The following is a 9,647-nucleotide window of genomic DNA, read 5'->3' on the forward strand; positions in this document are numbered from 1 at the left end:
ATTTGGACTTGTTTCCACACACCGTAGCCAGGGGTCACTACCGAACCGATGTTGCCCTTATAGTCCAGACTACAAGCATCCACCTGCAGTGGAAGGCAACAACAAACTGCGCAATCAGGAAAATGTTAAGTTCTTTATATATAGAAATGAACCCGTTTCGGTCGTTCATTTCTAGTGACTGACCAGTCATTTTAACATGATTGTCACTCTTTTACGCTAAGTGGCTAGTCAGTCAATGATAGAATGGTAGATGAGGTGTAGAAGATGAATGAAAAAAGAGAAGCCATTCTTAAAAAAGCCATCCATTTGTTTGCGACGGATGGGTTCCACCCGACGTCGATTCAAGATATTTGCACGATTAGTGGGATTTCTAAAGGAGCATTCTATTTGCATTTCCGCTCAAAAGACGAGCTGTTGTTTAAAATCTATGAGTACTATTATGAAGGTTTAGATCATAAGATTGATGAGGTGCGTAGACAAGTATTGCACCCACGGGAATCATTTGAGCAACAGATGACGGTACATTTTCAGGAAGTGCTTCGTCATCGAGACTTTATCGTGATGCAATTGCAAGAACAAGAATTATCGACCAATCCGACCATTGCCCAATTTGTTCGGGAAATGAAAGAACAGCGGCAAAAGTGGTACATCGAGACATTTGCTGCCCTTTATGGAGAGGAATTTCAACCTCATATATACGATTTGAGCATCATGTTAGATGGGATTACGAAATCATATTTGCAAACATTACTCGATATGGATAGTAACTTGGACCGAGCACACTCGCACAATTCATCCGTCGACGAATCGATGATTTGGCTGCTGGGATGAAAGAAGAGCCCCAACCTCTCTTGCAAATGAACGACCGTATGATGGGGACGAGCAATCGTGACAGCGCTGTTCATCTTCTAGAAGAGATCAGACAGTTGCTCTCACACATGACACTTACTGAACAAAAGCGAGAACAATTGCTCGAGGCGATCAGCGTCATTGAGGCCGAATTCGAGCACGACCCACCAAGAAAAATCATTATTGATGGGATGCTGCGGACGATGGATGACGTCGAAGGCATCGAATTCTACTGCAAACGCTTAAAAAAAGTGATGCGGGTTTGATTACAGTTTTCTTAAACGTCCGCATAGGCTCAGAAACTTTGAAATAATGAATAGCAAAAGCTGTCACAACGGGAAGGGACATGTTTTTCATGTTGCACGTATTGTCAATCTCGATGAGTATGTTGCTTTTTGCCATCGCTTATCTCATTGGCGTGAAGAAGAAACGCACACTTATTCGACTGGCGTTGCCTCACATATCGCCGTCCGCACTGATTACGAATAAAGAAGAGTACGCAAGAGTTCTCGGTTTGTATACATTTCTCACAGGAATAATCATGCTACTCTTGCCAACACTCGTCTTATTTTTTGGCGGGCTTGTAGGTGCACTTATTTGTGTCGCTCTTGTCATCGTACTCGTGTTCGTGCTATTAACTAAGATTAGGCGGGTCTCAAGGTAGCACGGGGCGACGGCTACGCGTTTCATCACGGACCATTTTTGGAATAGATGTGGTAGTCTCTTCGCACATTGTCTTCTTCAGCGAACTTTTCCCGGACACATTCGAAAGCGAAACCCGCTCGTTTTGCTAACTTTATCGATCGCTGATTCTCTTCAACAATATGCGCTTCTAACCTCCGAAAGCCTTTTTCAGAAAAGAAGTAATCACACGCTGCATGCACCATCTCAACCCCGTAGCCCCTTCCCTGAAACTGTGGATGTAGCGAATAACCAACCATTCCCCAATCATAGCTCATACGAAGAATCGTATACACTTCAACTTTTCCGATTAGCTGTTCGTCTGAATTTCTGAACACCCCGAACTGGTACATTTCATCTCTTTGAGCGGCCTGCTCGTAAACCGCGATACGGTCGGCGAATGTGCGCGCTGATTCTTCGCTTTCATAAAGATCTTTCCATGTTCCATAGTCGCTCTTCTCGTACGGTCGAACAGATAAGCGTTTTGTTGCAATCATCCCCGTCGCACCTCTACATTCTGTATATTTTTGCAGAACAGTGTCATAATAAAGTCATCATTATTCTATATTTTCTCACCATTCTAACATGAAAGGGGAGCGCCGTAATGGAGTTGTGGCAAGGAGCGAGTGCGGTGTGTGTAAATGATCAACGCCAGTTATTGATGGTCAAACAAGGAACACCAGAAGAAGTGAAAACGTGGGCCCTTCCTGGTGGTGGAAAGAATGAAGATGAGACCATCGAGGAATGCTGCGTGCGTGAAGTGTGGGAAGAGACGGGTTACATAGCCCGAGCGATAAAAGAACTGCACGTTAAGCACACGCAAATGGACCCGTTTCGTGTACAGGTACACTATATCCTTATAAAAATTGTTGGGGGTAAGATAAACATTCAAGATCCCGATGACCTTATTGAGCGAGTGGAATGGATAGATGTGTCCACATTACGTGACCTTTCGTTATCATATGAGGAAGACTGTGAAGGGTTAGTGTCTTTATTGAAGTCAGGGGGGGACATAGTTGCCGAGTGACTTGAATGTGAAATTTTGGACGATTTGTCTGATTAGAGACGGGGACTACGTTCTATTGCTCGACCGCACACATGATGAGTTTAAAGGCTTTATACCTCCAGGTGGAAAGGTAGCCTTTCCGGAAAGCTTCACAGCAGCTGCAATACGGGAAGTGTATGAAGAAACAGGGCTACATGTATGGGATCTTACATATAAAGGCATCTATGAATTTGTGAATCCGGTAAAGAAAGACCGTTATATGATTTTTAATTATATGACTGAGCATTTTTCAGGTGAACTAACGACTCATGCCAGCGAGGGCAAGCCGAATTGGATACATATTGATGATGTTGATCATCTACCGATGCAACCGTCGATTCGCCGTCGTTTCCCTTATTTCTTTAAAGAGGGTACCTTTGAAATCCATGTCGTTTGGGATGAGGAGAACGATCAGGAAGGAGACATCTATATTGAACAAACATAGTGCGAAAGGTAAGGTTGGGTCGCTGTCTGGCGTCTCGATCCCGGACGTACTCCAACCTTACGCGACGGTTTTAGGACTTTGCGAATATGACGGATGGGAAAAGTTGCGGGCGTGGGAGTTGTCAGAAGTTTGGCGAGCGTCAGCTGGACAACAGTCTCATATTCTTAAAATAGGCATCGCTAGAAATGCGCGAGAGATCCAGATCTATGACGAGTTTTTACAAAAGATTGAAGCCGTGCCTAAAGTTATTGACTGTGTAAGAGGTCACGATTTAGCGATAATCAAGCTCCAAGATTTACAAGCGCCGAATCTCGAACAAGCCCCGAATGAAGACGGATACGAAATGGCTGCAGTGCAGTTATCGAAGCTCCGCAAGGCGACAGTTCAAGCGAAGGGGCAAGGCACTTCGGTAAACGATCACTTGCGAGACTTTGATTGCATTGCTTTGTATGAAAGTCGGTTAAAACGATACCGCCCCGTCGTTCTCCACCACCTTGTTTAACTTGATGACAGGTATCTCCCTGTGTTAACCCATAACGACTATCATACGAAAAACCTCATTTACACTGGTGGACACGTCCGTATACTTGACTGGTCAGAGGCGTATGTGAGTCCCCATCTTGGCGATTTGTATTGTTTAATTCGTTCAGCTGAAGGATCACGGAAGCAAATTGTGAGCGCATACGAACAAGCAAGTGGTGATGCGAATGTGCATTGGCAACTGACCATCGGTGCGGTCTGCTGGTTAATGGAGCGCATTCGCTACTTTTTGGATGGGGGTATAGAAGAAATCCCGATCGCAAAAGAATGGCTCCCTGACCTCGTGAATGATCTTCTCATGCACTGTGAAATGTTAAAAGAGTGGACGAAAGGGTGAATCGCATGTGGTATGAAACGAGAATAAGTGAACGTTTCGGGATTAACTATCCAATCGTACAAGCAGGAATGGCAGGAGGGTCAACGACAGCTGAACTTGTGGCGTCAGTCTCAAATGCTGGTGGGTTAGGTACGCTTGGGCTGGGTATATGACGCCTGAACAAATACGCAAAGCCATTCATGACATACGAAAACAAACCGAGCGGCCGTTTGCGGTGAATTTATTTGTATCAACGGAACTTGCTGAGGACGTGAGGCACCACATTCAACATGGGCTAGAAGTGACGAGACCTTTTCGCGACACGCTGGGCATTAATGAGCCAGTAATCGAGCGTATACAAGAAAGTTTCGACGAACAACTTCATGTCATTGTTGAAGAACAAGTGCCTGTATTTAGTTTCACCTTTGGAATTCCAACGAAAGCACAGATGGAAAAACTAAAAGAACAGCACATTATCACTTCAGGTACGGCAACAACTGTTCAAGAAGCAATCCAACTAGAAGCGGCAGGCGTTGATACGATTGTTGCTCAAGGGAGTGAAGCCGGGGGGCATAGGGGAACGTTTGAAACGTACCCGCACTTGCCGATGGTTGGAACGATGGCACTCGTCCCGCAAATTGTCGACCACGTTAACATCCCTGTGATCGCTGCTGGGGGAATTATGGACGGAAGAGGGGTCGCTGCGTCCTTAATGCTCGGCGCGTCTGGTGTGCAGTTAGGGACGGCATTTTTAACAGCAGAAGAAAGTGGTGCACACGCTTTGCATAAACAGGCGCTACTTGAAAGTGATGAAACGAGCACGGTGATTACGAAGGCATTCTCAGGGAAGGAGGCAAGAGGGTACTTAATACGTTCATTGATCATTTTCGTACAGGCACCCCCTTTGCCCCGTACCCGATACAACATGCAGTAACAAAAGGCATCCGTAAAGCATCTGGTGATCAAGGCAGCTCTGAATACATGTCGCTTTGGGCAGGACAAGCGACGCGACTGAATCGCCGGGAAACAGCCGCAAACCTCATGAAGGATATCGTGAATGAGACGACGAAGCGTATCGGAGAGTGACAGTTATGCATCGGGTAGTTGTTCATAGGCTAGCTTTCGTATAATCGGTTCATGTTGTGGATATTCCGCCAGTAACTGCTTTTGGGTGAATAATTCAAAATCCTCATAATCAAACCCAGGGGATACGAGGCAGCTAACAAGCGCATAGTCTCGGCGGACGGTTGAACCGAAGATCACACCTGCACGTACCGGGTAACTCAGCGTTTCACCGGCGTGGACGTTCGTACCGAGCCGGATGGCTTCGTACGTACCGTCTGGATGAATCATATGAATGGTCAACGGTTCTCCGTCGTGATAGTACCACACTTCATCACTTTTTAACCGATGGAAATGAGAAGGAGATGACGGGTCAAGGAGAAAGTAAATACTCGAATATTCGCTTCTTAGCCGACCGTCTCTCGTTTTAATCTTTCCATCGGCTTGAAAGGTCAGGGCGAAATAACCTCCTTCACGATGAGATTGCATGTTTAACTCTTGGATCCAGTACGCTTTCGATGTCATAGATTCCTCCCGATATAATTGGCTGAAACAGGTAACTGATTGAGTTGTCTCGCCCACACACTCAGTTGTCCGATATGATGAACTTCATGAACGATCGCATGGGCAATCACGTCCTTCTTGTCAAACGACTCATCAAGCCAAGAGGCGTATACTTTTTTCTTTTCTTCCATGAAAAAATCATCATCAAAATAGGAAATGATTTCTGGTCGCAGTTGTTGTGAGAGTGTTCTGATTTCTTTGAGTGTATAATATTCGGATGAATTGATGGGTACATCTGGTTTGCCCATGACAGCGCGAATCCAACTCACTTCTACGTCAATAATATGCAGAAGGGTTTGCAGTATGCTTCCAACCCCTCCGTCTCGTTGACGAGTCAATTCTTCAAGGGGCTGCTCCGCACACCAGTTGAACCACTCGTCTCGGACTTGCCAGTTGTAAGTAAATAGATCTCTCATATCCGTCTCCTTTACATGATTGCGGAAAGGGCTGGGGGTGCGATAAGCATTGCGAACGCCGTTGTGACAAGTCATCGTGACTTTCGCTTTGCGAGGACGGCCATCTCGGCCCTTCATACCAACTGTTCCATTGGAATTTGTTACGATACAGAACGAAAAACAAAACAGCGAGCCCGGTGTAGACGAAGAATGAGGCACTTTCTCCAACTGCCAACATGTCGTATGCAGGTTCGATAATCAGGTTGCCTACAAATAGGAATGCTATAAATAGAACGATTAATCGCGCCAACTTAGCGACAGCACCAAACACTTCCGAGCACTACAAGTCGTACATTTTGTGTGAGTATAACATATTGAGGACAATTATTCGCCAATTGCTGGAAAAAAGCATAAAAGTTAGAATATAATGAAAGCAGAATCTGGAAATTGATGGAGGTGTCGTCAATCGTTAATCACGAAGAGCTTATACGCACAAGGGCAAGATTATACGATGAGATTCGTAGTTTAAGCAAAGACGAGTTGAACAGAAAGCCCGCGGATCGGGAAGCGTGGAGTATCGGGCAAATTTGTCACCACCTTATTTTGTCAGAAGGGTCATTTGCTGATGCCATTGATTATGGGCTGGAAAGGGGGAAGAAGATTCCGGCAGAGGCGAAACCGATTGAGCGGGCGTTGGACCGTTCGATCAAGACCGAAGCCCCTTCTACGTCTATTCCTGACCCTGGCCCTTTTCAAGTGACCCAACTGATGGAAGGTTTAGAAACGTCACGGGTATACTTTAACAATGTGATTAACAAAGTCGATGATGAACAGCAGCTCACAGACATATCGGTAAAGCATCCGAAGTTCGGAAGACTGTCTTTAAAACAATGGGCGGAGCTATTGCCGATGCATGAAACACGGCATATTGAACAAATTCAAGAGCTTAAAACAAATCGGTCATAATCACCGCTATATCGCCCTCTCCACCATGAATTATCGTATAATGGAGGAGGGGGTTTTACTATGATAACGTCGTACGAACAACTACTGGAAACGTTAGATGAATTGATGGGGACGAAACCACGGCTAGATTGGGATGAATTTTATACTGATCGAGAACGAAATGTGCCTTTTTTTACATCTAACCCCGATGAAAACCTCGTGTCTTATGTAGAGGACGACAAGTTAACCTTTGATCGTGTGTTGGAGCTTGGTTGTGGAAATGGGAGAAATGCGCACTTCTTAGCGGAAAATGGGAGTCAAGTTTTAGCAGTAGACCAGTCAAGAGAAGCAATACGGTGGGCTAAAGAAACCGCCTCGTCAGTCGACTTTATTCAAGCAGATGTACTGAAGCTTGATGTGGACCGACACGCATTTGATCTCATCTATGATTCTGGCTGCTTTCATCACCTTGCCCTCATCAACGTATCCAGTACTTAGCGCTCGTTCACCATGCACTTAAACCTGGTGGGTACTATGCTGTTTCATGTTTTTAAGCGAATGGACCTTTAGGAGGCGCTGTTTTAACAGATGTCGAAATATACCGACAAAGAAGTTTGCAAGGTGGATTAGGGTTTACAAAAGACGATTTAGAGGCATGCTTTACACCGTGGAAGCCGGTTGAAATTCGTGACATGCGGGAAACAGACGAGGAGGAGCAACGGTTTGGAAAAGACGGTTTGCTCGTCGCACGATTTCAAAAAGGAGAGTGAACATGAAACCATTAACATTTACTTTACGAGCGAAAGACGGTACTGATCTATTTGTTCGAAAATTCGAACCCGACCATTTTCCTAAAAAAATTGTTCTTATTGCTCATGGTCTCGCTGAGCATTCCGGGCGGTATGAACGGTTTGCGAACGTACTAAACAAGGCTAGTGCTGTCGTGTATGCGCACGACCAAAGAGAACACGGTGAAACGGGTGGGACGTTCCCTGAATCAGATGTAATCGATCTCATGGCTGATGATGTGCACACGCTTTTTGAAAAAGCGACGAGTGAATATCCTGATATTCCGGTGTATGTGTTCGGTCATAGTATGGGAACTGTCGTTGTACGACGCTTTACGCAAGTGTATAAAGGCATTACAGGAGCAATCCTTTGTGCTCCAGTTCATTTATTAGATGAAGCGGCGAGCGTTCGTGATTTTGCGAAAGAACAAGCGAGCATTCACGGGCGAGGAGAACGTAATGAAGCGGTCATCGGTCAAACGTTTGGGTCGTTTAATACCCCGTTTGAACCAGCAAGAACAGCTTTTGACTGGTTATCAAGAGATGATAAAGAGGTAGACAAGTATATTGAAGATCCGTTATGTGGCGGTGCAGCAACGCTCGGCTTAATGCATGATATGATGAACGCCGCTTTGGAAAACGATAAGCTTGCAAACGTCGAAAAGATGGATCGTGATTTGCCTGTTCTCATCTTGAGTGGAGATAAGGATCCTGTTACCGACTTTAGTGATGGCGCAGTGCATATGAAACGACGATTTGAAGATGTTGGCTTGCAAGTGGAGTTGCGTGATTACGCGGAGGCTCGCCATGAGCTTTTAAACGAAACGAATCGGGAGCAAGTGATGGATGATGTGGTGGACTGGCTCCACCGTTTTTAATAGAGGAGTCGCCACAAATAGAACACCGCATAAGCCGTAAAGCCTTCCCAATGACGAGCAAGTACGTGTAGCTCTTCTTTGGAAGGCTTTTCTTGGCGTTGTAAAGCAATACGTACAGCATTTTGGAATCCGACATCATCAATTGGGAATGCATCGGGGTCGCGGAGGCAGCGCATACGGACGTAATTGGCTGTCCAAGGGCCAATGCCTCTTATACTCGTCAGTGTGTGATGCGCTTTCGGTAGATCCTTTATGAGTTCAGCCTTTTGCAGTTGTCCATCTGCGATGAGGCGAGCAACGTTAATAAGGTATTCACTTTTTCGCCGGCTTAATTGCAAACGGACAAGCTCTTCCGGTGTGCAAGCCGCGATCCGTTCGGGCTTTGGAAACAAATAGAGCGTATGCGCTCCAAAACCGACATGTTCACCGTAAGTTTCAACAATCCGTTTTTTTATGGTATACGCAAAGTTCAAATGAATCTGTTGGCCGATAATTGCCCAGCTGAGCGCTTCAAATAGATCAGGAATACCCATTAATCGTAACCCGTAAAACCGTTCTGCCGGACCGGCTAACAAACGATCAACCGCCGCCATCTCATAAAATGGCGTCAAGTCAGTAGACAGATCAAACCAGTCATCAATAAACGTTTGTACTTCGTGTTTGTCCCCTTGACATCCTTCAATAGCAAGGCCTCCATCCCCGGCTTCGTGAATTTCAATCACTTGTTTTTGACCCGCGATCTCAAGTGCTTTAATCACCCGGTTAGCTGTAATTAAATGGGTAATCTCTTCGTCGTTTCGACGAAGATAATCGATGTTTGCTGTAAATGAAAAATGTTTCATCAGTGTACCGCTCCTCCTCACTTTTTTGTGTTCATTAGCTTACCATATTTTACTTCGGTTGCTGTGTATGTAAATTGAGATTTATATTTTCCTGAGTTGATTTCCGCTTCAGGCGGAAATTTGCAGTCCAGACTATAAGTGCAACATCGGTGGCCAAAGTGCGCCCGCCGTGTTTTCTATGTACTCCAGAGCACAAGTGCAACATCGGTGGTCAAACTACGCCCCCCGTGTTTTCTATGCAGTCCAGACTACAAGTGCAACATCGGTGGTCAAAGTGCGCCCCGCCGTGTTTTCTAT

Annotated in this window: 16 protein-coding genes and 1 pseudogene; 13 read left to right on the forward strand and 4 right to left on the reverse strand. The window is 45.4% G+C overall.

What is annotated here, in order from left to right; all coding sequences use genetic code 11:
- The first annotated feature begins 264 nt into the window (after positions 1-264).
- From JCM19039_RS20845 to JCM19039_RS20855, 3 genes are all read left to right on the forward strand, one after another.
- Positions 265-831 (forward strand): TetR/AcrR family transcriptional regulator, encoded by a 567-nt coding sequence (locus JCM19039_RS20845; protein WP_042430973.1) that lies wholly within the window; start codon positions 265-267, stop codon positions 829-831.
- Positions 828-1,115, forward strand: a complete 288-nt coding sequence (locus tag JCM19039_RS20850) for a hypothetical protein (protein WP_042430976.1) — start codon at positions 828-830, stop codon at positions 1,113-1,115. The genes JCM19039_RS20845 and JCM19039_RS20850 overlap by 4 nt, the downstream gene beginning before the upstream one ends.
- 89 nt (positions 1,116-1,204) lie before the next feature.
- Positions 1,205-1,513 carry a hypothetical protein gene (locus JCM19039_RS20855; RefSeq protein ID WP_152550313.1) on the forward strand — a complete coding sequence of 103 codons (309 nt, stop codon included), beginning with the start codon at positions 1,205-1,207 and terminating at the stop codon, positions 1,511-1,513.
- A gap of 25 nt (positions 1,514-1,538) precedes the next feature.
- On the opposite strand, the gene JCM19039_RS20860 is transcribed toward JCM19039_RS20855, so the two are convergent.
- On the reverse strand, positions 1,539-2,027 hold the full coding sequence (locus JCM19039_RS20860) for a GNAT family N-acetyltransferase (RefSeq protein WP_042430980.1): 489 nt from the start codon (positions 2,025-2,027) through the stop codon (positions 1,539-1,541).
- Between the two features lie 107 nt (positions 2,028-2,134).
- On the opposite strand from JCM19039_RS20860, the gene JCM19039_RS20865 reads away from it, so the two are divergent.
- The 6 genes and pseudogenes from JCM19039_RS20865 to JCM19039_RS27620 all read left to right on the forward strand — a co-directional run bounded on the left by JCM19039_RS20865 (position 2,135) and on the right by JCM19039_RS27620 (position 4,962).
- Positions 2,135-2,557, forward strand: a complete 423-nt coding sequence (locus JCM19039_RS20865) for an NUDIX hydrolase (protein ID WP_042430981.1) — start codon at positions 2,135-2,137, stop codon at positions 2,555-2,557.
- Entirely contained in the window at positions 2,547-3,020 is a 474-nt protein-coding gene (locus JCM19039_RS20870) for an 8-oxo-dGTP diphosphatase (RefSeq protein ID WP_193744323.1), read from the forward strand. The genes JCM19039_RS20865 and JCM19039_RS20870 overlap by 11 nt, the downstream gene beginning before the upstream one ends.
- Positions 3,007-3,522: a hypothetical protein gene (locus tag JCM19039_RS20875; protein ID WP_042430982.1), complete on the forward strand. Its 516-nt coding sequence runs from the start codon at positions 3,007-3,009 to the stop codon at positions 3,520-3,522. The genes JCM19039_RS20870 and JCM19039_RS20875 overlap by 14 nt, the downstream gene beginning before the upstream one ends.
- A gap of 21 nt (positions 3,523-3,543) precedes the next feature.
- Positions 3,544-3,897, forward strand: a complete 354-nt coding sequence (locus tag JCM19039_RS20880; protein ID WP_042430983.1) for a phosphotransferase — start codon at positions 3,544-3,546, stop codon at positions 3,895-3,897.
- 68 nt (positions 3,898-3,965) lie between these two features.
- Positions 3,966-4,810 (forward strand): annotated as a pseudogene (locus JCM19039_RS20885) (NAD(P)H-dependent flavin oxidoreductase).
- Positions 4,811-4,818: 8 nt separating this feature from the next.
- On the forward strand, positions 4,819-4,962 hold the full coding sequence (locus JCM19039_RS27620) for a hypothetical protein (RefSeq protein WP_307190322.1): 144 nt from the start codon (positions 4,819-4,821) through the stop codon (positions 4,960-4,962).
- A gap of 3 nt (positions 4,963-4,965) precedes the next feature.
- Here the strand turns inward: JCM19039_RS27620 and JCM19039_RS20890 are convergent, their stop codons facing one another.
- Positions 4,966-5,463, reverse strand: a complete 498-nt coding sequence (locus JCM19039_RS20890) for a cupin domain-containing protein (protein ID WP_042430987.1) — start codon at positions 5,461-5,463, stop codon at positions 4,966-4,968.
- Complete coding sequence (locus JCM19039_RS20895) at positions 5,460-5,918, reverse strand: DinB family protein (RefSeq protein ID WP_042430995.1); 459 nt, start codon at positions 5,916-5,918, stop codon at positions 5,460-5,462. Before JCM19039_RS20895 ends, JCM19039_RS20890 begins: the two co-directional genes overlap by 4 nt.
- Before the next feature lie 429 nt (positions 5,919-6,347).
- On the opposite strand from JCM19039_RS20895, the gene JCM19039_RS20900 reads away from it, so the two are divergent.
- The 4 genes from JCM19039_RS20900 to JCM19039_RS20910 all read left to right on the forward strand — a co-directional run bounded on the left by JCM19039_RS20900 (position 6,348) and on the right by JCM19039_RS20910 (position 8,508).
- The gene (locus JCM19039_RS20900; RefSeq protein ID WP_052399023.1) at positions 6,348-6,863 is read left to right on the forward strand and encodes a DinB family protein; all 516 of its coding nucleotides are present in this window, start codon (positions 6,348-6,350) and stop codon (positions 6,861-6,863) included.
- Positions 6,864-6,923: 60 nt separating this feature from the next.
- On the forward strand, positions 6,924-7,340 hold the full coding sequence (locus tag JCM19039_RS26115) for a bifunctional 2-polyprenyl-6-hydroxyphenol methylase/3-demethylubiquinol 3-O-methyltransferase UbiG (protein WP_238545182.1): 417 nt from the start codon (positions 6,924-6,926) through the stop codon (positions 7,338-7,340).
- 116 nt (positions 7,341-7,456) lie between these two features.
- On the forward strand, positions 7,457-7,612 hold the full coding sequence (locus tag JCM19039_RS26120) for a hypothetical protein (RefSeq protein ID WP_238545183.1): 156 nt from the start codon (positions 7,457-7,459) through the stop codon (positions 7,610-7,612).
- 2 nt (positions 7,613-7,614) lie between these two features.
- Positions 7,615-8,508 carry an alpha/beta hydrolase gene (locus JCM19039_RS20910; protein WP_042430997.1) on the forward strand — a complete coding sequence of 298 codons (894 nt, stop codon included), beginning with the start codon at positions 7,615-7,617 and terminating at the stop codon, positions 8,506-8,508.
- On the opposite strand, the gene JCM19039_RS20915 is transcribed toward JCM19039_RS20910, so the two are convergent.
- Complete coding sequence (locus JCM19039_RS20915) at positions 8,505-9,350, reverse strand: DNA-3-methyladenine glycosylase (RefSeq protein WP_042431000.1); 846 nt, start codon at positions 9,348-9,350, stop codon at positions 8,505-8,507. The genes JCM19039_RS20910 and JCM19039_RS20915 overlap by 4 nt on opposite strands.
- Positions 9,351-9,647: the final 297 nt, after the last annotated feature.

The sequence above is a fragment of the Geomicrobium sp. JCM 19039 genome (assembly GCF_000698145.1).
Classification (GTDB): Bacteria; Bacillota; Bacilli; order Bacillales; family Marinococcaceae; genus Geomicrobium_A.